We start from the raw sequence: 22,466 nt of genomic DNA, 5'->3' as shown, positions 1-22,466 counted from the left end.
GCCTGCATGGCTGACCCCGCCACCTACCGCCCCGCCCCGGGGGAGATCCCGGACCAGCCCGGCGTCTACCGGTTCCGCGACAAGGACGGCCGGGTCATCTACGTCGGCAAGGCCAAGAGCCTGCGGTCCCGGCTGAACTCGTACTTCCAGGACGTCGCCGGCCTGCACCCCCGCACGCAGCAGATGGTCACCACGGCCGCGTCCGTGCAGTGGACCGTCGTCGGCACCGAGGTCGAGGCGCTGGCGCTGGAGTACTCCTGGATCAAGGAGTTCGACCCGCGGTTCAACGTGAAGTACCGCGACGACAAGTCGTACCCGTACCTGGCCGTGACGCTGGCCGACCAGTTCCCGCGGGTGCAGGTCATGCGCGGCGCGAAGCGCCCCGGCACCCGGTACTTCGGCCCGTACGCGCACGCCTGGGCGATCCGGGAGACCGTCGACCTGCTGCTCCGGGTGTTCCCGGTGCGGACGTGCTCGGCGGGCGTGTTCAAGCGCGCGAAGCAGCAGGGCAGGCCGTGCCTGCTCGGCTACATCGACAAGTGCTCCGCCCCGTGCGTCGGGAAGATCTCCCAGGAGGACCACCACGTCCTCGCGGAGGAGTTCGCCGACTTCATGGCCGGTGACACCGCACGGTTCACCAAGCGGCTCACGGCGCGGATGCAGGAGGCCGCGGCGGAGATGGACTACGAGCGCGCGGCCCGGCTGCGCGACGACATCGGCGCCCTGAAGCGCGCGACCGAGAAGAACGCCGTGGTGCTGTCCGACGGGACCGACGCGGACATCTTCGCGCTGGCCGGTGACGAGCTCGAGGCCGCGGTGCAGGTGTTCCACGTCCGGGACGGCCGCATCCGCGGCCAGCGCGGCTGGGTGGTGGAGAAGGTCGAGGACGTCACCGACGCGCAGCTCGTCGAGCACCTGCTCCAGCAGGTGTACGGCGACGCGCCGGGCGGGGACGCAGGCGGCGCGGCCGCGGGCGCGGCGGCGGGCTCGGTCCCGCGCGAGGTCCTGGTCCCGGTGCTGCCGGACGACCTGGAGCAGGTGCAGGCGTGGCTGTCCGGCCTGCGCGGGAGCCGGGTGCACGTCCGCGTCCCGCAGCGCGGCGACAAGCACGAGCTGGCCGAGACGGTGCGCAAGAACGCCGAGCACGCGCTCGCGCTGCACCGGACCCGCCGGGCCGGCGACCTCACCACCCGCAGCCAGGCGCTGCAGGAGATCCAGGAGGCGCTGGGGCTGGACTCCGCGCCGCTGCGCATCGAGTGCTACGACGTGTCGCACAACCAGGGCACGTTCCAGGTCGCGTCGATGGTCGTGTTCGAGGACGGGCTGCCCCGCAAGAGCGAGTACCGGACGTTCGGCATCCGCGGCCCCGAGGGCACCGGCGCGCGCGACGACACCGCGGCGATGCACGAGGTGATCACCCGCCGGTTCCGTCGCTACCTCGCCGAGCGCGAGCAGGCGGGCGACCTCGAGCTCGGCCTGGGGGAGGACCAGGTCGCCGAGGCGCTGGCCGACGCCGACGCCGGGCCGGTGCGGTCCGGGCCGATCGACGAGACGACCGGGCGCCCGCAGCGGTTCGCCTACCCGCCGAACCTGGTCGTGGTCGACGGCGGCCCGCCGCAGGTCGCCGCCGCCGCGGCGGCCCTCGCGGAGCTCGGCGTCGACGACGTCGCGCTCTGCGGCCTGGCCAAGCGCCTGGAGGAGGTCTGGCTGCCGGGGGAGGACTACCCCGTGATCCTGCAGCGCTCCTCGGAGGGGCTGTACCTGCTGCAGCGCGTCCGGGACGAGGCGCACCGGTTCGCGATCACCGCGCACCGCAAGAAGCGCAGCAAGGGCATGACCGTGTCGGCACTCGACACCGTGCCGGGCCTCGGCCCCGCGCGGTCGGCGGCGCTGCTCAAGCACTTCGGCTCGCTCAAGCGGCTCCGGGCGGCGACGGCGGAGGAGATCGCCACCGTGCCCGGCATGGGCGCGCGCACGGCGGCGGCGGTGGTGGCGGCGCTCGCCGGGGCCGCCGAGCCCGCCGGGGTCCCGGCGCCGGCCACGGACCCGGCGACCCCGACCGGCGGTGCGCCTGGCATGCTGGGCGCATGAGCGACGAGACCTCGCCGATCACCGTCCCGCACGGCATCCCCGCGATCGAGGCGGCGACCGAGGCGCCCCGCGTCCGGCAGCCGCACGTCCTGATCATCACCGGCATGTCCGGCGCCGGCCGCACCCGCGCCGGCGCGGTCCTGGAGGACATGGGCTGGTACGTCGTGGACAACCTGCCGGCGCAGATGCTCACGCACCTGGTCGGCATGCTGACCCACGGCGGGCCGCCGAGCGCGGACCTGCGGATCGCGGCCGTGGTGGACGTACGGGGCCGGGAGTTCTTCGCCGACCTGCTCGCCGTGCTCGCCCAGCTCCGCGAGTCCGGCATCGACTACCGGATCCTGTTCCTCGACGCCTCGGACGAGGTGCTGGTGCGCCGGTACGAGCAGGTGCGCCGCCCGCACCCGCTGCAGGGCGAGGGCCGGATCCTCGACGGCATCACCGCCGAGCGCAGCCTGCTGCAGGACATCCGGGAGCGCGCGGACGTGCTGATCGACTCCTCGGAGACGAACGTGCACGAGCTGGGCCGCATCGTGCGCGGCGCGGTGTCCTCGGAGCAGGAGGAGGACGCGCTGCGGGTCAACGTGCTGTCCTTCGGCTTCAAGTACGGCATCCCGCTGGACGCGGACCACGTCGTCGACGTCCGGTTCCTGGCCAACCCGTACTGGATCACCGAGCTGCGGCACATGTCCGGCCGGGACGCCCCCGTGCGCGACTACGTGCTCGGCCTGCCGGGCGCGGTCGACTTCGTGGACCGGTACGTCGACGCACTGGAGCCGGTGCTCGCCGGGTACCTGGCGGAGGAGAAGCGCTACGTGACGATCGCGGTGGGCTGCACGGGCGGCAAACACCGCTCGGTCGCGATCAGCGAGGCCATCGCCGAGCGGCTGCGCCACCGGGGCCAGCGCGTCACCGTGGCCGCGCGCGACCTCGGCAAGGAATGAGCCCGTCCCGCGACGGGCAGCCCGCGTTCGTCGCCCTGGGCGGCGGGCACGGGCTGTCCGCGTCCCTCTCGGCGCTGCGTCGCGTCACGGACCGGCTGACGGCGGTCGTGACGGTCGCGGACGACGGCGGCTCCTCCGGGCGGCTGCGCGACGAGCTCGACGTGCTGCCGCCCGGCGACCTGCGCATGGCGCTGTCCGCGCTGTGCGACGACTCCGACTGGGGCCGCACCTGGCGCGACGTCCTGCAGCACCGGTTCACCTCGGCCGGCGACCTGGACAAGCACGCGGTCGGCAACCTGCTGATCGTGGCGCTCTGGGAGCTGCTCGGCGACACCGTGGACGGCCTCGACTGGGTCGGCCGGCTGCTGGGCGCGCGCGGCCGCGTGCTGCCGATGGCCGCGGTGCCGCTGGCGATCGAGGCGGACGTGCGGCGCGCCGACGGGTCGCTCGAGGTGGTCACCGGCCAGAGCCACGTGGCCGTCGCCCGGGACCCGATCGAGGCCGTGCGGCTGCTGCCGGACCGGCCCCCGGCGCTCCCCGAGGCCGTGACGGCGGTCGAGGAGGCCGACTGGGTCGTCCTCGGACCCGGGTCCTGGTACACCTCCGTGATCCCGCACCTGCTCGTGCCGGACCTGGCGGACGCGCTGCACCGGACCCGGGCCCGCAAGATCGTGCTGCTCAACCTCAGCCCGGACGCGGAGACGGCGGGCATGGGCCCGTGCGAGCACCTCGACGCGCTGCGGCAGCACGCCCCGGACCTCCGGCTCGACGCGGTCATCGCCGACCCCGGGTCGGTGGAGGACGTCGACGAGCTCGAGGAGCGCACCCGCGCCCAGGGCGGCCGGCTCCTGCTGCGGCAGGTGCGGCGCGGCGACGGCACGCCCCGGCACGACGCGCTGCGGCTGGCCGCGGCGATCAGCGACGTGGTCGAGGGCTACCTCGGCGACGTCGGCGCACCCCAGGGAATGGCAGGATGACCGCATGGCTCTGACGGCACAGGTGAAGGACGAGCTTGCGCGGCTCCAGGTCGACAAGACGTCGTGCCGGAAGGCGGAGGTGTCGGCGACGCTCCGGTTCGCGGGCGGGCTGCACATCATCTCGGGGCGGATCGTGATCGAGGCCGAGCTCGACACCGGGATGGCGGCGCGCCGGCTGCGCACCGCCATCGCCGAGGTGTACGGCCACCAGTCCGACGTGATCGTCGTGTCCGGCGGCGGGTTGCGCCGCGGCAACCGGTACGTGGTGCGCGTGGTGAAGGACGGCGAGTCCCTCGCCCGGCAGACCGGGCTGCTGGACAACCGCGGGCGCCCGGTGCGCGGGCTGCCGCCCCAGATCGTGTCCGCGGGGGTGCAGGAGGCCGAGGCGGCGTGGCGCGGGGCGTTCCTCGCGCACGGCTCGCTGACCGAGCCCGGCCGGTCCTCGGCGCTGGAGGTCACCTGCCCCGGCCCGGAGGCCGCGCTGGCGCTCGTCGGCGCCGCTCGCCGGCTGCAGATCCCCGCGAAGGCCCGCGAGGTCCGGGGCGTCGACCGGGTGGTCATCCGGGACGGTGACGCGATCGCCGCCATGCTGGCCCGGCTCGGGGCGCACGACACGCTGCTGGTCTGGGAGGAGCGCCGGGTGCGCCGCGAGGTCCGCGGCACGGCGAACCGCCTGGCGAACTTCGACGACGCGAACCTGCGCCGCTCGGCGCGGGCCGCGGTCGCGGCGGGCGCGCGCGTGGAGCGCGCGTTCGAGATCCTGGGCGCCGACGTGCCCGAGCACCTGCGCGAGGCGGGGGAGCTGCGGCTCGCCCACAAGGAGGCCTCGCTGGAGGAGCTCGGCAAGCTCGCCGACCCCGTGCTCACCAAGGACGCGGTGGCGGGCCGGATCCGCCGCCTGCTGGCGACGGCCGACAAGCGCGCGGCCGACCTCGGCATCCCGGACACCGAGTCCGGGCTGAGCCCCGACCTGCTGGACCTCTAGCAGGCCACGGGGCAGCGGGTGAAAGGCCGTCCGCACCACGGACGGCCGTCCCGCCGGCCAGACCTAGGTCCCTGCGCCACCCCGCGTGCGGGTATAGGCTCTAGGCCATCCGGAGATGTTCTGAGGGTCAAGATCGTGTGACCGCGGCGTTTCCGGAGCGCACACCGGCGTGCGCAGTCCATCACCGCAACAGTGTGCGCTGGCCTGTGCCGGCGCGTGCCGAGGAGGGCAAGTGACCATCAAGGTCGGCATCAACGGCTTCGGCCGCATCGGGCGCAACTTCTACCGGGCCATCGTGGCGTCGGGCGCCGACATCGAGATCGTCGGCGTCAACGACCTGACGGACAACAAGACGCTGGCTCACCTGCTCAAGTACGACACCGTGCTGGGCCGCTTCCCGCTGAGCGTCGACTTCGACGACGACAACATCATCGTCGACGGCAAGAACATCCGCGCCCTCGCGGAGCGCGACCCGGCCAACCTCCCCTGGGCCGAGCTGGGCGCCGACATCGTCATCGAGTCGACCGGCTTCTTCACGGACGCCGAGAAGGCCAAGGCGCACATCGCCGCCGGTGCCAAGAAGGTCATCATCTCCGCCCCGGCGAAGAACGAGGACGGCACCTTCGTCGTCGGCGTGAACCACGAGTCGTACGACCCGGCCACGCAGCACATCATCTCGAACGCGTCGTGCACCACGAACTGCCTCGCCCCGCTGGCGAAGGCGCTCAACGACTCGATCGGCATCGAGCGTGGCCTCATGACCACGATCCACGCCTACACGGGTGACCAGAACCTGCAGGACGGCCCGCACCGCGACCTCCGTCGTGCCCGCGCCGCCGCGCAGAACATCGTCCCGACCTCGACCGGCGCCGCCAAGGCCGTCGCGCTCGTGCTGCCGGAGCTGAAGGGCAAGCTGGACGGCTACGCCCTGCGCGTCCCGACCATCACCGGCTCGGCGACCGACCTCACCTTCACCGCCTCGCGCGAGGTCACGGTGGACGAGGTCAACGCCGCGGTGAAGGCCGCCGCCGAGGGCCCGCTCAAGGGCGTCCTGGCGTACGTCGAGGACGAGATCGTGTCCTCCGACATCGTCACCGACCCGCACCAGAGCATCTTCGACTCGAAGCTGACCAAGGTGTCGGGCGACCTGGTGAAGGTCGTGTCCTGGTACGACAACGAGTGGGGCTACTCCAACTCCCTCGTCACCCTCACCTCCTACGTCGGCGAGCGTCTCTGACCCTCAGCCGTCGGTAGCGACGCACATGCGCCCGCGCACGCCGGGGTCGGCCTCCGACCCCGGCGTGTCGCGGGCGCCGTCATGGACAGCCCCGGTCGTCGGTCCCGACGGCCCCGCGGAGCAAGGTAGGCAAGCATGAAGACCATCGAGGACCTCGGCGACCTGCGCGGCAAGCGCGTGCTCGTCCGTTCCGACTTCAACGTGCCGCTCGACGGCACGACCATCACCGACGACGGCCGCATCCGCGCCGCGCTGCCCACGCTGAAGGGCCTGCTCGACGCCGGCGCCCGCGTGGTCGTCACCGCGCACCTCGGCCGCCCGAAGGGCGAGCCGGACGCGAAGTACTCGCTGGCCCCCGTCGCCGCCCGCCTGGGCGAGCTGCTCGGCCAGCCGGTCGCCCTCGCGGAGGACGTCGTGGGCGACTCGGCCAAGGCCACGGTCGCGGCGCTCGAGGACGGCCAGATCGCGCTGCTCGAGAACATCCGGTTCGACGCGCGCGAGACCTCCAAGGACGACGCCGTGCGCGGCGAGCTCGCGGACGAGCTGGCCCAGCTGGCCGACGCGTTCGTGTCCGACGGCTTCGGCGTCGTGCACCGCAAGCAGGCGTCGGTCTACGACGTCGCGCTGCGCCTGCCGCACGCGGCCGGCACCCTCGTGCTGGCCGAGGTCGAGGCGCTGCGCAAGGCCGTCGAGGACCCCGAGCGCCCCTACGTGGTCGTGCTCGGCGGCTCGAAGGTCTCCGACAAGCTCGGCGTCATCGCCAACCTGCTGACCAAGGCCGACAAGCTGCTCATCGGCGGCGGCATGGTCTTCACGTTCCTCAAGGCCCAGGGCCACGAGGTCGGCTCCTCGCTGCTCGAGGAGGACCAGGTCGAGACGGTGAAGGGCTACCTCGCGCAGGCGCAGGAGTCCGGCGTCGAGATCGTGCTGCCCGTCGACATCGTCGCGGCCGACGGCTTCGCGGCCGACGCCCCGCACGAGACCGTCGACGCGGACAAGATCCCCGCCGGCAAGATGGGCCTGGACATCGGCCCGAAGTCGGGCGAGCTGTTCCGCGAGGCCATCCTCGGCGCGAAGACCATCGCCTGGAACGGCCCGATGGGCGTGTTCGAGTTCCCGGCGTTCGCCGAGGGCACCAAGGCCGTCGCGCAGGCGCTCGTCGACACCGACGGCTTCTCGATCGTCGGCGGCGGCGACTCGGCCGCGGCCGTCCGTCGCCTCGGCTTCGACGAGGCCGGCTTCGGCCACATCTCGACCGGCGGCGGCGCGTCGCTGGAGCTCCTCGAGGGCAAGACCCTCCCCGGCATCGCGGTCCTGGAGGACTGATCCACATGGCACGTACCCCCCTGATCGCGGGCAACTGGAAGCTCAACCTCGACCACCACGAGGCCGTGCACCTGGTGCAGAAGCTCGCCTGGACGCTGAAGGACGCCAAGCACGACTTCGGCACCGCCGAGGTCGTCGTCCTGCCGTCGTTCACCAACATCCGCTCCGTGCAGACCCTGGTCGACGCGGACAAGCTGGAGATCGGCTACGGCGCGCAGGACGTGTCCCAGCACGCGTCCGGCGCGTACACCGGCGAGGTCTCCGCCGCGCAGCTCGCGAAGCTCGGCGTGACCTACGTGGCCACCGGCCACTCGGAGCGCCGCGAGTACCACGGCGAGTCCGACGCGGTCGTCGCGGCCAAGACGGTCGCCGCGCTCGGTGCCGGCATCACCCCGATCGTCTGCGTCGGCGAGGGCCTGGAGATCCGCAAGGCGGGCACCCACGTCGAGTACACGCTGACGCAGCTCGAGGGCTCTCTCGCGGGCGTCACCGAGGAGCAGGCGAAGACGGTCGTCGTCGCCTACGAGCCGGTGTGGGCCATCGGCACCGGCGAGGTCGCCACCCCCGAGGACGCGCAGGAGGTCTGCGCGGCCATCCGCGGCAAGCTCGCCGAGCTGTACTCGGCCGAGGTCGCCGACGCCGTCCGCGTGCTCTACGGCGGCTCGGTGAAGTCCGGCAACGCCGCCCAGATCATCGGCAAGCCCGACGTCGACGGCGCGCTCGTCGGCGGCGCGTCGCTCGACGCGGAGGACTTCGCCAAGATCGCCCGGTTCCAGGAGCACGTCGGCGCCTGAGCCACCCCGGCCGGGGTCGCGCGGCGGCAGCACGCCGCCGCGCGCCCCGGCCGACCGGGCGACCTGCGGCCCGATCCGGCCTGTCGTGCTGGATTCCTGCGCCGCGCGTCGCCTACCCTGGACCGCGGTCCACCCGACCGACCCCGTCCGGGGTCCCCGACAGCGAGAAGAGCCAGACCCGCCGTGACAGCCCTCACCATCGCCCTCCAGGTCCTCCTGGTGGTCACGAGCCTGCTGCTCGTCCCGCTCGTCCTGCTGCACAAGGGCAAGGGCGGCGGCCTGTCCGACATGTTCGGCGGCGGCATCACCAGCAGCGCCGGGTCCTCCGGCGTGGCCGAGCGCAACCTCAACCGCATCACCGTGGGCGTCAGCCTCGTGTGGGCGGTCGTGATCGTGCTGCTCGGTCTCATCGAGCGCGTGAGCTGAGGGAGACGACCCAATGGCGAGCGGAAGTGCGATCCGCGGGTCCCGCGTCGGTGCGGGCCCCATGGGCGAGGCCGAGCGCGGCGACGCCGCCCCCCGCGTCTGGATCTCCTACTGGTGCGCGAACGGCCACGAGACCCGCCCGTCCTTCGCGGAGGAGGCGGCGGCCGAGGCCCCCGAGATGTGGGACTGCCCGCGCTGCGGGTTCCCCGCCGGCCAGGACGAGGCCAACCCCCCGTCCCCCGTGCGCAACGAGCCGTACAAGACCCACCTGGCCTACGTGAAGGAGCGCCGGTCCGCCGAGGACGGCGAGGCGATCCTGGACGAGGCCCTGGCGGCGCTCCGTGCCCGCCGTCGCGGCGGGGTGCGCTGACCCGGCACCCGCACGCAGCACCCGGCCGAGGGGAGCGGGGATCCCCGCCGAGGTCGAGCGCTTCCGCCGAGGTCGAGCGTTTCGGGCCGCCGTGAACCGGCAAACCCTCGACCTCGCCGGGTTCGCCGCACGTGCGAGGGCCCCGCAGCCACCCGGCTGCGGGGCCCTCGCCCGTGCGGGGGAGTGGGGCGGCTACGCGGCGCCCTGCGTCGCGCCGACCTCGGCGACCGCGGCCGCGTCGACCAGCCACAGCGTCGCCTCCGTGCCGCGGGCGCCCGCGGCCGGGGTCGTCGCCACCGGGGCGTCGGACAGCGCCGACGCCACGGCCGCCGCCTTCTCGGCGCCCGCCGCCACGACCCACACCTCGCGAGCCGCGCGGATGGACTCGAACGTCAGCGAGACGCGCTCCGGCGGCGGCTTCGGGGAGCCGTGGACGCCGACCGTCGGGACGCCGGTGACGTCCACGCCCTCGTGCCCCGGGAACAGCGACGCCACGTGGCCGTCGGGCCCCATGCCGAGCATGAGCACGTCGAACGTCGGCACGTCGGCGCCCTCGGGCGCGAACGCCGCGAGCTCGGCGGCGTAGGCCGCGGCCGAGTCCTCCGGGGTCGCGATGCCGGCTCCCGCGTCGAGCGGTCGCATCGGGTGCACGTTCGCCGCCGGGAGGGCGTCGCCGAGCCCGTCGATCAGCGCGGAGCGCGCCTGGGTCTCGTTCCGGTCGGCGTCGCCGTCCGCGAGGAACCGCTCGTCGCCCCACCACAGGTGCACGCCGGACCAGTCGACGGCCGCGCGGGCCGGCGAGGCGGCCACCGCGGCGAGCGTCTTGATCCCGACGGTGCCGCCGGTGAGCACGACGTGCACGGGTGCGGCGGCCGACTGCAGGTCGACGAGCCGCGTGATGAGCCGTGCGGCGGTCGCCTCGGCCAGGGTGTCCGCGTCCGGGTGCACGAGCACCGTGCGCGGGGCGCCCGTCCCCGCGGCGGCCGTCATGCGCCCACCTTCGCCAGGCCCTTGCGCAGCACCTCGCCGTAGACCTCGTCGGCGTCGAGCCGGCGGAGCTCCTCGGCGAGGCACTCCCGGAGCTGGCGGATCGGCAGGGCGATCCGGTGCTCGGGCTGGTCGGGCTGGCGCAGCGCGGCGGTCTTGCCGTCGGGCCGGTCGAGCACGATCGGGCCGGACCTCCGCTCGAGCCGCACCTGGGTGATGGCCGGGGCGTCCGCCTGGCGCTCGATGTCGACCGGGCAGTTCAGCGCCCAGCCCAGCCACGCCGCCATGAGGTCGACGGAGGGGTGGGTGCTCTCGCCGGCCACGACCGCGCGGGTGACGGGCTCGAACGGCGGCTGGTCCAGCGTCGCCGCGATGAGCCCGCGCCACAGGGTGGTGCGGGTCCACGCGAGGTCGGTGTCGCCCTCGGTGTAGCCGCCGGCCAGCCGGTGCAGCGCGTCGGACGGGTCGGTGCACTCGGTGGAGTCGGTGATCCGGCGCCGGGCGAGCTGGCCGAGCGGGTGCTGGGCCGGGTCGTCGGGCACCTGGTAGGGCCACCAGGCGACGATCGGCGCGTCGGGCAGCAGCAGGGGGAGCACGAGGGTGTCCAGGTGCCGGGCCTGCGCGGCGGACGGGTGCAGCAGGACGACCTCGGAGGCGCCGGCGTCGCCGCCGAGCCGGATCTGCGCGTCGAGCTCGGAGTCGTCGCCCTCGGGGCCGGACTCGGTGAGCACGATGACGCGGCAGGGGTGCTCGCGGCTCGCGTCGTTGGCGGCCGCGATGGCGGCCTCGGGGTCGTTCGCGCCGACGTCGATGAGGAGCGTCAGCACGCGCCCGAGGGCGACGGCGCCGCCCTCCTCGCGCTCCTGCACCAGCCGCTTGTTGATGTCGCGGGTGGTCGTCTTGGGCAGGTCGATGATCACGGTCGCCTCCAGGTCCGTCCGTCGCGCTCCATCATGCGGTCGGCCGACTCCGGCCCCCAGGTGCCGGCGCGGTACGGCTCCGGCTTGCCCTTGCTCGCCCAGTACTGGGTGATGGGGTCGAGGATCTTCCAGGAGAGCTCGACCTCCTCGTGCCGCGGGAACAGCGGCGGGTCGCCCAGCAGGACGTCGAGGATGAGGCGCTCGTAGGCCTCGGGAGACGACTCGGTGAACGCGTGGCCGTAGCCGAAGTCCATCGTGACGTCGCGGACCTCCATCGCGGTGCCCGGCACCTTGGCGCCGAACCGCAGGGTCACGCCCTCGTCGGGCTGCACGCGGATGACCAGCGCGTTCTTGCCGAGCTCCTCGGTCGCCGTGGACTCGAAGGGCAGGTGCGGCGCCTTCTTGAACACGACGGCGATCTCGGTGACGCGGCGGCCGAGTCGCTTGCCGGTGCGCAGGTAGAACGGGACGCCGGCCCAGCGGCGGGTGTCCACGTCGACGCGGATGGCGGCGAAGGTCTCGGTGGTGGAGTTCGGGTCGAAGCCGCCCTCGTCCAGGTAGCCGACGACCTTCTCGCCGCCCTGCCAGCCCTCGGCGTACTGCCCGCGGGCGGTGTGCTTGCCGATGTCCTTGGGCACGCGGACGGCGGAGAGGACCTTGATCTTCTCGGCGGTCAGGTCGTGCGCGTCGAACGTGACCGGCTCCTCCATGGCGGTGAGGGCCAGGAGCTGCAGCAGGTGGTTCTGGATGACGTCGCGCGCGGCGCCGATGCCGTCGTAGTACCCGGCGCGGCCGCCGACGCCGATGTCCTCGGCCATCGTGATCTGCACGTGGTCGACGTAGTTGGCGTTCCAGATCGGCTCGAACAGCTGGTTGGCGAAGCGCAGCGCCAGCAGGTTCTGCACCGTCTCCTTGCCCAGGTAGTGGTCGATGCGGAACACGTCGTCCGGGTGGAACACCGAGGACACGACGTCGTTCAGCTCACGCGCCGACTGCAGGTCGTGGCCGAACGGCTTCTCGATGACGACGCGGCGCCAGGCGTCCTCGACCGACTCCGACAGGCCGGAGCGGGCGAGCTGCTTGCAGACCACGGGGAACGCGCTCGGCGGGACCGAGAGGTAGAACGCGTGGTTGCCACCCGTGCCGCGGGTGACGTCGAGGTCCTCGACCGTCTTGCGCAGCCGGTCGAACGCGTCGTCGTCGTCGAAGGTGCCCTGGACGAACCGGATCCCCTCGGACAGCTGGCGCCAGGTGGACTCGCGGAACGGGGTGCGCGCGTGCTCCTTGACCGAGTCGTGCACGATCTGCGCGAAGTCCTGGTCCTCCCAGTCGCGCCGGGCGAACCCGGTGAGCGCGAAGCCGGGCGGGAGCAGGCCCCGGTTGGTGAGGTCGTACACCGCGGGCATGAGCTTCTTGCGGGCGAGGTCGCCGGTCACCCCGAAGATCACCAGGCCCGAGGGCCCGGCGATCCGGGGGAGCCGGCGGTCGCGCGGGTCGCGGAGCGGGTTGTGCTCCGCGGTGACCTTCGCGGGCCTCACTCGGCCACCTGCTCCAGGCCGCCGCGGACGGTGTCGAGCAGCTCGGCCCAGGACTTCTCGAACTTGTCGACGCCCTCGCGCTCGAGCTGGTCGGTGACCTCGTCGATCGCGATGCCGAGGCCGGCGAGCCGGTCGATGACGTCGTGCGCCTCGGCCTGGGTGCCGGTGACGGTGTCGCCCCGGAAGTCGCCGTGGTCGAACACGGCCTGGAGCGTGGCCTCGGGCATGGTGTTGACGACGCCGGCGACGACGAGCTCGTCGACGTACCGGGTGTCGGGGTACGCCTTGTCCTTGACGCCCGTGGACGCCCACAGCGGCCGCTGCGGCTTCGCGCCGGCCGCGGCGAGGGCCTGCCAGCGCTCGCCGGCGACGACCTCCTCGTACACGCCGTAGGCGAGGCGGGCGTTCGCGATGGCGGCCTTCCCGCGGAGGTCGGCGGCCTCGGGGGAGCCGATCTCGTCGAGGCGGGGGTCGATCGCCGCGTCCACGCGGGACACGAAGAACGACGCGACGGAGGCGATCGGCGCGAGGTCGTGCCCGTTGGCCTTCGCCCGCTCCAGGCCCTCGAGGAACGCGTCGAGCACGGCGCGGTACCGCTCCAGGGAGAAGATCAGCGTCACGTTGACGCTGATGCCGTCGGCGAGCACCTCGGTGATCGCCCTCAGCCCGTCGAGCGTCGCGGGGATCTTGATGAACAGGTTCGGCCGGTCGACGGTCGACCACAGCGCGCGGGCCGAGTCGACGGTCGCCTGGGCGTCGTGCGCGAGGCGCGGGTCGACCTCGATCGACACGCGGCCGTCCACGCCGTCGGTGGCGTCGTAGACGGGGCGCAGCACGTCGGCCGCCTCGCGCACGTCGTCGGTCGTGATCGCGAAGACGGCGCCGTCCACGTCGGTGCCCTGCGCCCGCAGCTGCTTCAGCTGCTCGTCGTAGGACTCGCCCTTGGCCAGCGCGCTCGCGAAGATCGTCGGGTTGGTCGTGACCCCGACGACGCGGCGCTCGGCCACGAGGTCCTTCAGGTTCCCGGTGCGCAGCCGCTCCCGGGACAGGTCGTCCAGCCAGACCGCGACGCCCGCGTCGGCCACCCGGTCGAGCGGCGTGATGCCCTCTGTCATCGTCGTGCCACCTCACTTCTCGCCCCGGACTCCGGGCCGGGGCGTCGACGGTCGGGCCCGTCCTGACCAGGCCGGGCGCCGCTCACGCCCGGTCCTGATTCCCCCGGGGCCGGGCGTGCGTTTCGAGCCTAGACCCGCCGGGCGGGGGTCCGCCGTCCGGTCCACCGCCGTGGGGGCCCGGGGCGACGGACGTCACACGACCGGGACCCTGGTCCCAGGCGGTTCACGGCCGCATCTGCTGCCGGGAGGGCCGTACGATGGTCGGGATCATCCGCGGGGCCGTCGGCCGGCGCGGTCCAGCGACGGGCGGAGGACCGGAGCGTGCGCACGATGAGCCCAGCCGCTCCCGCCGGGGCCTCGTCGCGGGCCCCCGGCGCGCAGGCCCAGGACGGCCGGAGCGCGCTGCGGCGCCGCGTGGCCGCCTACGTGGCCCTCACGAAGCCGCGGGTCATCGAGCTGCTGCTCGTCACCACGCTGCCGACGATGATCCTGGCGCAGGGCGGGTTCCCGCCCATCGGGCTCGTGCTGGCGACGCTGGTCGGCGGGGCCGCCGCGGCCGGCGCGGCGAACGTGCTCAACTGCTACATCGACCGCGACATCGACCAGGTGATGAACCGCACCAAGCGTCGTCCGCTGGTCACGGGGGAGATCACCCCGCGCGCCGCGCTGCTGTTCGGCCTGGCCCTGGGCGTCGGCTCGCTGCTGTGGCTCGCGCTGCTGGTCAACGTGCCGTCCGCGCTGCTCACCGGCGGCGCGATCCTCATCTACGTCGTCGGCTACACGATGATCCTCAAGCGGCGCACGCCGCAGAACATCGTCTGGGGCGGCGCCGCCGGCTGCATGCCGGTGCTGATCGGCTGGTCGTCGGTGACCGGCGGGCTGTCCTGGGCCGCGGTGCTGCTGTTCGGCGTGATCTTCTTCTGGACGCCGCCGCACTACTGGCCGCTGTCGATGAAGTTCCGCAAGGACTACGCGGCCGCCGGTGTGCCGATGCTGCCGGTCGTCGCCGCCGAGTCGAAGGTCGCGAAGGAGATGATCGCGTACACCGTCGCGATGATCGCCTGCTCGCTGCTGCTGGTCCCGGTCGCCGGGATGACCTGGGTGTACGCGGTCGTCGCGACCGTCCTCGGCGTGTGGTTCCTCTGGTCGAACATCGCGCTGTACCGTCGCGCCCAGGACCCGAGTCGCGGCAAGCTCCGCGCGATGTCGGTGTTCCACGGGTCGATCACGTACCTGTCGCTGCTGTCGGTCGCGGTGGCGGTCGACGTGTTCCTCCCGCTCTGACCCACCGGAGGGACCGCGGGGAGGCACCGGCATGACGGACGAGCAGCCGTCCGCCCCCGCGCTCCGCGCCGCCCTGGACGGCTACCTCGCGCACCTCACCGTCGAGCGCGGGCTGTCGGCGAACACGCTGGCCGCGTACCGGCGCGACCTCACCCGGTACGTCGACCACCTCGCCGCCGCGGGCCGCGCGTCCGTCGCGGAGGTGGCGGAGTCCGACGTCGAGGACTTCCTCACCGCCGTGCGGACCGGCTCCGACGGCCGGGCCGTGCTGTCGGCGTCGTCCGCGAAGCGCGCCGTGGTGGCCGTGCGGGGCTGGCACCGGTTCTCGGTCCTGGAGGGGCTGACCGCCGCCGACCCCGCGCGCGCGGTGCGGCCGCCCAAGCAGGCGCAGGTGCTGCCCAAGGCCATCGGCACCGACGAGGTGCTGCGGCTGCTGGAGGCCGCGTCCCTGGGCGACGGGCCGGTGCCGCTGCGGGACCGGGCGCTGCTGGAGCTCGTGTACTCGACCGGCGCGCGCATCTCGGAGGCCGTGGGGCTCGACGTCGACGACCTGGACCTCACCGAGGGCCGCGCGGCGGTCCGGCTGTTCGGCAAGGGCAGCAAGGAGCGGGTCGTCCCGGTGGGCGCGTACGCCGTCGAGGCGCTGGAGGCGTACCTGGTGCGGGCCCGGCCCGCGCTGGCCGCCGCCGGGCGCGGGGGAGCAGCGGTGTTCCTCAACACCCGCGGGGCGCGGCTGTCGCGGCAGAGCGCCTGGGCGGTGCTGCGCACGGCCGCCGAGCGCGCCGGGCTGCCGCGCGCCGACCACGTGTCCCCCCACACCCTGCGGCACTCGTTCGCGACGCACCTGCTGGCCGGCGGCGCCGACGTCCGGGTGGTCCAGGAGCTGCTGGGCCACGCCTCGGTGACCACCACGCAGATCTACACGAAGGTGACGCCGGACACGCTGCGCGAGGTGTACGCGACCAGCCACCCGCGCGCCAGGCGGGACAGCGCCGCACGGGTCGCCGCGGGCGCCGCGCGCACCGGCGCGGGAGACGGCTGACCGGCCGGGTGCTCCGGTAGGTTGTGCGGGTGGCACGCGAGGAGACGACCGAGATCGCAACCGACCCGGTGGGCAGGCCCCTGCCCGACTTCCCCGTCCCCGCGCCGCTCGCCGCCCACGGTCCCGCCCGCGTCATCGCGATGTGCAACCAGAAGGGCGGCGTCGGCAAGACGACCACCACGATCAACCTCGCCGCGGCGCTGGCCGAGTACGGCCGCCGCGTGCTCATCGTCGACTTCGACCCGCAGGGCGCGGCGTCGGTCGGCCTGGGCGCCAACCCGCACGAGCTCGACCGCACGGTCTACGACCTGCTGGTCGACCGGCACGCCCGCGTCCAGGACCTGATCCGCCCGACGGAGATCCCCGGGCTGGACCTGCTGCCGGCGAACATCGACCTGTCGGCCGCCGAGGTGCAGCTGGTCAGCGAGGTCGCCCGCGAGTCGATCCTGTCCCGCGTGCTGCGGCCCGTGCTGGACGACTACGACGTGGTGCTGGTCGACTGCCAGCCGTCTCTCGGCCTGCTCACCGTCAACGCGCTCACCGCGGCGCACGGCGTGCTGATCCCGCTGGAGTGCGAGTTCTTCGCGCTGCGCGGCGTCGCGCTGCTGGTCGAGACGATCGAGAAGGTCCGCGACCGGCTGAACCCGCGACTCGAGGTCGACGGCATCCTCGCCACGATGTACGACCCGCGCACCCTGCACGCCCGCGAGGTCGTCGCCCGGGTGTACGAGGCGTTCGGCGACACGCTGCTGCACACCGTCATCGGCCGCACGGTGAAGTTCCCGGACGCGTCGGTCGCGGCGGAGCCGATCACGACGTACGCGCCGACGCACGCCGGGGCGCACGCGTACCGGCAGCTCGCGCGGGAGCTCGTCGCGCGTGGCGACGCCGCCTGAGACGGCGCCGACCGCCGAGGCCGCTGCCGCCGTCCCCGGTGCCCCCGACGACGCGCCGCGGCCCGGGTCCGGCGCCTTCGAGGTGCACCTGGAGAACTTCTCCGGGCCGTTCGACCTGCTGCTGGGGCTGATCTCCAAGCACAAGCTCGACATCACCGAGGTCGCCCTCGCCGCGGTCACGGACGAGTTCATCGCGTACATCCGGGCGGCCGAGCGGGCCGAGGCCGAGGGTGGACGCCCGTGGGACCTCGGGCAGGCGTCGGAGTTCCTGCTGGTCGCGGCCACGCTGCTGGATCTCAAGGCCGCGCGGCTGCTGCCCGCGGGCGAGGTCGAGGACGCGGAGGACCTGGAGCTGCTGGAGGCGCGGGACCTGCTGTTCGCCCGGCTCCTGCAGTACCGGGCGTACAAGGTGGTGGCCGCGGACATCGGCACCCGGCTCACGGAGCAGGGGCGGCGGCTGCCGCGGACGGTGCAGCTGGAACCGCACCTGGCCGCGATGCTGCCGGAGCTGATCTGGCAGATCGGGCCGGAGGAGCTCGCCGCGCTGGCCGCGAAGGCGCTCGCGCCGCCACCCCCGCCGCCCGGCGTGGACATCAGCCACCTGCACGCGCCGGCGGTCAGCGTCCGGGAGCAGGCCGCGGTGCTCGCCGACCGGCTGCGGCACGGCGGGGCCGCGTCGTTCCGGGCGCTGACCGCCGACGCCGACACGACCCTGCTCGTGGTGGCGCGGTTCCTCGCGCTGCTGGAGCTGTTCCGGGAGGGCGCCGTGGCGTTCGACCAGGTGACGCCGCTGGGCGAGCTGACCGTGCGGTGGACCGGGGCCGAGGACGGCGACGTGGCCGTGGCGTCGGACTTCGACGAGGCGGACGACGGGGTGCTCGACGTGGAGGGCGACGTGCCGGCGACGGCTGCGGCGACCGAGGGGTCGGACCGGGTGGGGGAGGACGCATGACGGACGACGTGACCGCGGCGGTGCCGGCGGACGGGCTGGGCGAGGGCGAGCTGCCCCCGGAGCCCCAGGCGCCCGCGCCCGACGTGCACGACCTGCCCGGCGGCGCCCTCGCGGCGCTGGAGGCGGTGCTCATGGTCGCCGACGAGCCGATCCCGGCTGTGCGCCTCGCCACCGTGCTCGGCCTGCCGACCGGCGAGGTCGTCGACCTGCTCCGCACCCTCGCCGAGGAGTACCGCGGCGAGCACGGCGGCCGCCCCCGCGGCTTCGAGCTGCGCCAGGCCGGCGAGGGCTGGCGGATCTACTCGGCGCCGGCGTTCCACCAGGTGGTCGGCCAGTTCGTGCTGGACGGGCAGACCGCCCGGCTGACCCAGGCCGCGCTGGAGACCCTGGCCGTGATCGCCTACCGGCAGCCGGTCACCCGCGGGCAGGTCTCGGGGGTGCGCGGGGTCAACGTGGACGGCGTGGTGCGGACGCTGACGGCCCGCGGGCTGGTCGCCGAGGCGGGCACCGACCCGGGCTCGGGTGCGCTGCTGTACCGGACCACGGGATACTTCCTCGAGCGGATGGGCCTCACGAGCCTCGACGAGCTGCCCCCGCTCGCCCCGTACCTGCCCGACATCGACGCGTTCGACGGGCTGGACGGGGCCGCAGTGACGACAGGAGACGTGTGATGAGTGCAGCAGGACAGGGCGGTCGCGGCCGCGGTGGCGCGGGCGGCGGTGCCCGCGGGGCCGGTGGCTCCGGCGGTCGGTCCGGGGGTGCCGGACGCGGCGGCGCGGGTGGCGCGGGCCGCTCGGGCGGCGGCGCGGGCCAGGGCGGTGGTCGCCCTGGTGGCGGCGCCGGGTACGGCGGCGGGCGGTCCGGCTCGGGCGGCCAGGGCGGCGGCTCCGGCCATCCGTCCTCGGGTGGCGGCTACGGCGGCGGCGCGGGTCGTCCGTCGTCGGGTGGCGGCTACGGCGGCGGCGCGGGTCGACCCTCGTCGGGTGGCGGCTACGCCGGCGGCGCGGGTCGTCCGTCCTCGGGTGGCGGCTACGGCGGCGGCTCCGGGCGCCCCGGCGCCGGTCGCCCGGGCGCGTCGTCGTCCGGTCGCCCCGGCGGCGCCTCGTCCGGTCGCGTCGCGGGTGCGTCCCGTCCGGGCGCCGCGCGCTCCGGCACCGGCGGCCCCCGTACCGGCGCCCCCCGCGGTGCCGACACCGGCCGTCCGGGCTCGGCCTGGCCGTCCCGCCCGCCGCAGCAGCGCCGGACGCCCCCGCGCGGTCCGCGCCCGACGGACATCGACGTGCACGACCCCGAGGGCGTGCGCCTGCAGAAGGTGCTCGCGCAGGCCGGTCTCGGCTCGCGCCGCGCGTGCGAGGAGCTGATCGCGGCCGGCCGCGTGACGGTCGACGAGCAGGTCGTGCTGGAGCTCGGCGTCCGCGTCGACCCGCGCACCGCGGTCATCCACGTCGACGGCCTGCGGCTGCAGCTCGACAAGGACGTCATCACGCTGGCGCTGAACAAGCCGCTGGGCGTCGTGTCGACCATGCACGACCCCGAGGGTCGCCCGTCGCTCGAGCAGTTCGTCCAGAACCGCGAGGAGCGCCTGTTCCACGTCGGCCGGCTGGACGCCGACTCGGAGGGCCTGATCCTGCTCACCAACGACGGGGAGCTCGCCAACCGGCTGTCGCACCCGTCGCACGGCGTGTCCAAGACGTACCTGGCGACCGTCGAGGGCCGGGTCCCGGCCGGTGTCGGCGCGCGGCTGAAGAAGGGCGTCGAGCTCGAGGACGGCGTCGTGGCGGTCGACGCGTTCCGCGTCGTGGACGCCACGCCGCAGGCGAGCATGGTCGAGATCGTGATCCACGAGGGCCGCAACCGCGTCGTCCGCCGGCTGCTGGAGGAGGTGGGCCACCCGGTGACCCGCCTGCTGCGCACCCAGATCGGCCCGATCAAGCTCGGCGACCTGCGCCCGGGGCGCACCCGCGTGCTCGGGAAGGCGGAGGTCGGCTCGCTGATGACGTCGGTGGGCATGTGAGCACGAACGGCACGGCCGCGGTGGTGACCCGCGGCCCCGTCCGCGTGGTCGGCACCGGGCTGCTGGGCGCCTCGGTGGGCCTGGCGCTGACCGCGCGCGGCGTCGAGGTGACGCTGCACGACCCGTCCCGCACGGCGCTGGCGCTGGCCCGCGACGTGGGCGCGGGGCGGCCGGCGGCGGAGGGCGACCCGGAGCCCGCGCTCGTCGTGGTCGCCGCGCCGCCGGACGTGACGGCGGACGTGGTGCGGGCCGAGCTCGCCGCGCACCCCGGGGCGGTCGTCACGGACGTGGCGAGCGTCAAGGGTTACGTGCTGAACGAGCTGCGGGCCGCCGGCGCGGACCTGACCCGGTACGTCGGGTCGCACCCGATGGCCGGGCGGGAGCGCTCCGGCCCCGCCGCCGCGGTGCCGGACCTGTTCGTCGGGCGGCCGTGGGTCGTCGTCGGCTCGGGGGAGTCCCGGCCGGACGCGCTGCTCGCGGTCCGGGCGCTGGCGACGGACCTCGGCAGCCTGCCGGTGACCATGGACGCCGCCGAGCACGACGCCGCGGTGGCCGTGGTGTCGCACGTGCCGCAGGTCGCCGCCAGCCTGGTGGCGGCGCGGCTGCGCGGGGCCGACCCGGACGCGCTCGGGCTCGCGGGCCAGGGGCTGCGCGACGTCACCCGGATCGCCTCGTCCGACCCGGCGCTGTGGACGTCGATCCTCGCGGCCAACGCCGGCGCCGTGCGCGCGGTCCTGGCCGGGTTGCGCGACGACCTGGACGAGGTGCTCGGGGCGCTGGACAGCGCGGCCCGGGCCAGCGGGCCGGAGGACGTCGAGCTCGGCGCCCTGGCCCGGGTGGCGCGGCTGATCGCCGACGGCAACGCCGGCGTGGCGCTGGTGCCCGGCAAGCACGGCGGCGCGCCGCGCACGTACGCGGTCGTGACGGCGCTGGTGCCGGACCGGCCGGGCGAGCTCGCACGGCTGCTCGCCGACGTCGGCGCGGCCGGCGTGAACCTGGAGGATCTGCGGCTCGAGCACGCGGCGGGACGGCCCGTCGGCATGGCGGCGGTGTCGGTCGACCCCGCGCGCTCGGCGCACCTGGAGGCGGAGCTGACGGCCCGCGGTTGGAGGTTGGTCCGGTGACGACGCACGAGGTGCGCCGACCCGTGGTGGTGGCGATCGACGGGCCGTCCGGCTCGGGCAAGTCCACGGTGTCCCGGCGGGTCGCCGAGCGGCTCGGCCTGGCCTACCTGGACACGGGCGCGATGTACCGCGCCGCGACCTGGTGGGCACTGCACCGCGGGGTCCCGCTCGCGGACGCCGACGCCGTGGCGCAGCTGGTCCGCGAGATGCCGCTGGTCATGGGCGTCGACCCGCGCGAGCCCGGCGTGCACGTCGACGGGCACGACGTCGGCGAGGCGATCCGCGAGACGGCGATCTCCGCGGCGGTGAGCGCCGTGGCCACCAACCTGGAGGTGCGGGCCGAGCTCGGCCGCCGGCAGCGCGCGGAGATCGCGGCGCAGGCGGCGTCGTCGGCCTTCTCGCAGGGGCGCGGCATCGTGGCCGAGGGCCGGGACATCACCACCGTGATCGCCCCCGACGCCGACGTGCGGCTGCTGCTCACCGCCAGCGAGGAGGCCCGGCTGGCCCGGCGCGCCCGCGAGGTGCACGGGTCCGACGACGCCGACGCGGTCGAGGCGACCCGGGACCAGGTGGTGCGCCGGGACGCGGACGACTCGACGGTGTCGCAGTTCCTCGTCGCGGCCGACGGCGTGGTCACGGTCGACTCCTCGGAGCTCGACCTGGATCAGACCGTCCAGGCGGTGCTCGACGTGGTGGCGCGCACCGCGGACCTGCACGCGTGACCGGCGGCGCGGACGTGGCGGCGTCGGCGTCCCGTGCGGCGGCCGCGGTGCCCGCCTCCCGGCCGGTGCCCGGGTGGGCGCGCGGCATCGGCACGTTCCTCGCGCACGGCGTCTGGGACGCGCGGGTCGTCGGCGCGGAGCACGTGCCGGCGTCGGGGCCGGTGGTGTTCGCCGCCAACCACACCAGCGTCATCGACGGACCGCTGCTGCAGGGCGTCACGCCGCGCCCCGTGCACATCCTGGTCAAGCACGAGATGTTCCGCGGCCCGCTGGGCGCCGTGCTGCGGGCCGCGCAGCAGATCCCGGTCGACCGGTCCGGCGGGCGCGCCGCGCTGGTCGCCGCCCTCGCGGTGCTGCAGCGCGGCGACGCGGTCGGCGTGTTCCCGGAGGGCAACCGCGGGCGCGGGGACGCGGCGTCCGCGCGGGCGGGGGTCGCGTGGCTCGCGGTGCACGGCGGCGCGCCGGTCGTCCCGGTCGCGATCCTGGGCACGCGGCGCACGGGCGAGTCGGTCGGCCACATCCCGGGGCCCCGGCGGCGGCTACACGTCGAGCTGGGCGCCCCCCTGGACCTGTCACCCGCCGCGGGGCAGTCGCGCCGCGAGGCGATCGGGGCGGGCACGGAGAGCGTGCGGGCGGCGCTGTCCGCGCTGGTGCGGGACGCCGCGGCGCGCACGGGCGCGGCGCTGCCGACCGACTGACGCGCGCGCCGGCGCCGGGCCGCC

22 protein-coding genes are annotated in these 22,466 nt (G+C 74.7%); 18 read left to right on the top strand and 4 right to left on the bottom strand.

The features are described 5' to 3' along the window. The first annotated feature begins 6 nt into the window (after nt 1–6). The 9 genes from uvrC (at nt 7) to FS882_RS05555 (ending at nt 9,150) form a co-directional block, all read left to right on the top strand. Nucleotides 7–2,091 (top strand): excinuclease ABC subunit UvrC, encoded by a 2,085-nt coding sequence (gene uvrC / locus FS882_RS05595; RefSeq protein ID WP_158371732.1) that lies wholly within the window; start codon nt 7–9, stop codon nt 2,089–2,091. Beyond that, nucleotides 2,088–3,035 carry an RNase adapter RapZ gene (gene rapZ / locus FS882_RS05590; protein ID WP_158371730.1) on the top strand — a complete coding sequence of 316 codons (948 nt, stop codon included), beginning with the start codon at nt 2,088–2,090 and terminating at the stop codon, nt 3,033–3,035. Before uvrC ends, rapZ begins: the two co-directional genes overlap by 4 nt. Then, nucleotides 3,032–4,012, top strand: a complete 981-nt coding sequence (gene yvcK, locus FS882_RS05585) for a uridine diphosphate-N-acetylglucosamine-binding protein YvcK (RefSeq protein ID WP_158371728.1) — start codon at nt 3,032–3,034, stop codon at nt 4,010–4,012. Before rapZ ends, yvcK begins: the two co-directional genes overlap by 4 nt. Nucleotides 4,013–4,016: 4 nt before the next feature. Then, the gene (gene whiA, locus FS882_RS05580) at nt 4,017–4,997 is read left to right on the top strand and encodes a DNA-binding protein WhiA (RefSeq protein WP_154729057.1); all 981 of its coding nucleotides are present in this window, start codon (nt 4,017–4,019) and stop codon (nt 4,995–4,997) included. A 232-nt stretch (nt 4,998–5,229) separates the two neighbouring features. Next, a complete protein-coding gene (gene gap, locus FS882_RS05575) occupies nt 5,230–6,234 on the top strand; it encodes a type I glyceraldehyde-3-phosphate dehydrogenase (RefSeq protein WP_154729056.1) in 1,005 nt (334 codons plus the stop codon). A gap of 135 nt (nt 6,235–6,369) precedes the next feature. After that, complete coding sequence (locus FS882_RS05570) at nt 6,370–7,560, top strand: phosphoglycerate kinase (protein ID WP_158371726.1); 1,191 nt, start codon at nt 6,370–6,372, stop codon at nt 7,558–7,560. A gap of 5 nt (nt 7,561–7,565) precedes the next feature. Further along, entirely contained in the window at nt 7,566–8,354 is a 789-nt protein-coding gene (gene tpiA / locus FS882_RS05565) for a triose-phosphate isomerase (protein WP_158371724.1), read from the top strand. A gap of 183 nt (nt 8,355–8,537) precedes the next feature. Next, nucleotides 8,538–8,780, top strand: a complete 243-nt coding sequence (secG, locus tag FS882_RS05560) for a preprotein translocase subunit SecG (protein WP_146837079.1) — start codon at nt 8,538–8,540, stop codon at nt 8,778–8,780. Between the two features lie 13 nt (nt 8,781–8,793). Then, the gene (locus tag FS882_RS05555; protein ID WP_158371722.1) at nt 8,794–9,150 is read left to right on the top strand and encodes an RNA polymerase-binding protein RbpA; all 357 of its coding nucleotides are present in this window, start codon (nt 8,794–8,796) and stop codon (nt 9,148–9,150) included. Between the two features lie 192 nt (nt 9,151–9,342). Here FS882_RS05555 and pgl read toward each other — a convergent pair whose 3' ends face one another. Genes pgl through tal form a run of 4 tightly spaced genes read right to left on the bottom strand, consistent with a single transcriptional unit; the run spans nt 9,343 to nt 13,710 of the window. Continuing rightward, a complete protein-coding gene (gene pgl / locus FS882_RS05550) occupies nt 9,343–10,140 on the bottom strand; it encodes a 6-phosphogluconolactonase (protein WP_158371720.1) in 798 nt (265 codons plus the stop codon). Further along, nucleotides 10,137–11,057 carry a glucose-6-phosphate dehydrogenase assembly protein OpcA gene (locus FS882_RS05545; protein ID WP_158371718.1) on the bottom strand — a complete coding sequence of 307 codons (921 nt, stop codon included), beginning with the start codon at nt 11,055–11,057 and terminating at the stop codon, nt 10,137–10,139. The genes pgl and FS882_RS05545 overlap by 4 nt, the downstream gene beginning before the upstream one ends. Further along, the gene (zwf, locus tag FS882_RS05540; protein ID WP_154729050.1) at nt 11,054–12,595 is read right to left on the bottom strand and encodes a glucose-6-phosphate dehydrogenase; all 1,542 of its coding nucleotides are present in this window, start codon (nt 12,593–12,595) and stop codon (nt 11,054–11,056) included. Before zwf ends, FS882_RS05545 begins: the two co-directional genes overlap by 4 nt. Continuing rightward, nucleotides 12,592–13,710 carry a transaldolase gene (gene tal / locus FS882_RS05535; RefSeq protein WP_158371716.1) on the bottom strand — a complete coding sequence of 373 codons (1,119 nt, stop codon included), beginning with the start codon at nt 13,708–13,710 and terminating at the stop codon, nt 12,592–12,594. The genes zwf and tal overlap by 4 nt, the downstream gene beginning before the upstream one ends. Nucleotides 13,711–14,040: 330 nt before the next feature. On the opposite strand from tal, the gene FS882_RS05530 reads away from it, so the two are divergent. The 9 genes from FS882_RS05530 (at nt 14,041) to FS882_RS05490 (ending at nt 22,442) form a co-directional block, all read left to right on the top strand. Continuing rightward, on the top strand, nt 14,041–14,994 hold the full coding sequence (locus FS882_RS05530) for a heme o synthase (protein ID WP_158371714.1): 954 nt from the start codon (nt 14,041–14,043) through the stop codon (nt 14,992–14,994). Nucleotides 14,995–15,025: 31 nt separating this feature from the next. Then, on the top strand, nt 15,026–16,036 hold the full coding sequence (gene xerD / locus FS882_RS05525; protein ID WP_158371712.1) for a site-specific tyrosine recombinase XerD: 1,011 nt from the start codon (nt 15,026–15,028) through the stop codon (nt 16,034–16,036). 29 nt (nt 16,037–16,065) lie between these two features. Next, the gene (locus FS882_RS05520) at nt 16,066–16,932 is read left to right on the top strand and encodes a ParA family protein (protein ID WP_158371711.1); all 867 of its coding nucleotides are present in this window, start codon (nt 16,066–16,068) and stop codon (nt 16,930–16,932) included. Beyond that, nucleotides 16,916–17,884 carry a segregation and condensation protein A gene (locus FS882_RS05515; RefSeq protein ID WP_158371709.1) on the top strand — a complete coding sequence of 323 codons (969 nt, stop codon included), beginning with the start codon at nt 16,916–16,918 and terminating at the stop codon, nt 17,882–17,884. The genes FS882_RS05520 and FS882_RS05515 overlap by 17 nt, the downstream gene beginning before the upstream one ends. Continuing rightward, nucleotides 17,881–18,555, top strand: coding sequence for an SMC-Scp complex subunit ScpB (gene scpB, locus FS882_RS05510; protein WP_158371708.1), 675 nt, complete (start codon nt 17,881–17,883; stop codon nt 18,553–18,555). Before FS882_RS05515 ends, scpB begins: the two co-directional genes overlap by 4 nt. 608 nt (nt 18,556–19,163) lie before the next feature. Further along, entirely contained in the window at nt 19,164–19,898 is a 735-nt protein-coding gene (locus FS882_RS05505) for a pseudouridine synthase (RefSeq protein WP_217615265.1), read from the top strand. After that, entirely contained in the window at nt 19,895–21,022 is a 1,128-nt protein-coding gene (locus tag FS882_RS05500; protein WP_187365144.1) for a prephenate dehydrogenase, read from the top strand. Before FS882_RS05505 ends, FS882_RS05500 begins: the two co-directional genes overlap by 4 nt. Then, the gene (cmk, locus tag FS882_RS05495; protein WP_262348085.1) at nt 21,019–21,744 is read left to right on the top strand and encodes a (d)CMP kinase; all 726 of its coding nucleotides are present in this window, start codon (nt 21,019–21,021) and stop codon (nt 21,742–21,744) included. The genes FS882_RS05500 and cmk overlap by 4 nt, the downstream gene beginning before the upstream one ends. Continuing rightward, nucleotides 21,741–22,442, top strand: a complete 702-nt coding sequence (locus FS882_RS05490) for a lysophospholipid acyltransferase family protein (RefSeq protein WP_262348084.1) — start codon at nt 21,741–21,743, stop codon at nt 22,440–22,442. The genes cmk and FS882_RS05490 overlap by 4 nt, the downstream gene beginning before the upstream one ends. The last annotated feature ends 24 nt before the right edge of the window (nt 22,443–22,466 follow it).

It is taken from the genome of Cellulosimicrobium cellulans (genome assembly GCF_007679345.1).
In the GTDB taxonomy this organism is placed as follows: domain Bacteria; phylum Actinomycetota; class Actinomycetes; order Actinomycetales; family Cellulomonadaceae; genus Cellulomonas; species Cellulomonas cellulans_A.
Note: the sequence above shows the minus strand (reverse complement) of the source record. Positions and strands in the feature narration are given on the sequence as shown.

Excerpts from the sequence above, each read along its gene's own strand:
- uvrC (WP_158371732.1), top strand. The coding sequence starts at position 7 with ATGGCTGACCCCGCCACCTACCGCCCCGCCCCGGGGGAGATCCCGGAC.
- rapZ (WP_158371730.1), top strand. The coding sequence starts at position 2,088 with ATGAGCGACGAGACCTCGCCGATCACCGTCCCGCACGGCATCCCCGCG.
- yvcK (WP_158371728.1), top strand. The coding sequence starts at position 3,032 with ATGAGCCCGTCCCGCGACGGGCAGCCCGCGTTCGTCGCCCTGGGCGGC.
- whiA (WP_154729057.1), top strand. The coding sequence starts at position 4,017 with ATGGCTCTGACGGCACAGGTGAAGGACGAGCTTGCGCGGCTCCAGGTC.
- FS882_RS05570 (WP_158371726.1), top strand. The coding sequence starts at position 6,370 with ATGAAGACCATCGAGGACCTCGGCGACCTGCGCGGCAAGCGCGTGCTC.
- tpiA (WP_158371724.1), top strand. The coding sequence starts at position 7,566 with ATGGCACGTACCCCCCTGATCGCGGGCAACTGGAAGCTCAACCTCGAC.
- FS882_RS05555 (WP_158371722.1), top strand. The coding sequence starts at position 8,794 with ATGGCGAGCGGAAGTGCGATCCGCGGGTCCCGCGTCGGTGCGGGCCCC.
- pgl (WP_158371720.1), bottom strand. The coding sequence starts at position 10,140 with ATGACGGCCGCCGCGGGGACGGGCGCCCCGCGCACGGTGCTCGTGCAC.
- tal (WP_158371716.1), bottom strand. The coding sequence starts at position 13,710 with ATGACAGAGGGCATCACGCCGCTCGACCGGGTGGCCGACGCGGGCGTC.
- FS882_RS05530 (WP_158371714.1), top strand. The coding sequence starts at position 14,041 with ATGAGCCCAGCCGCTCCCGCCGGGGCCTCGTCGCGGGCCCCCGGCGCG.
- xerD (WP_158371712.1), top strand. The coding sequence starts at position 15,026 with ATGACGGACGAGCAGCCGTCCGCCCCCGCGCTCCGCGCCGCCCTGGAC.
- scpB (WP_158371708.1), top strand. The coding sequence starts at position 17,881 with ATGACGGACGACGTGACCGCGGCGGTGCCGGCGGACGGGCTGGGCGAG.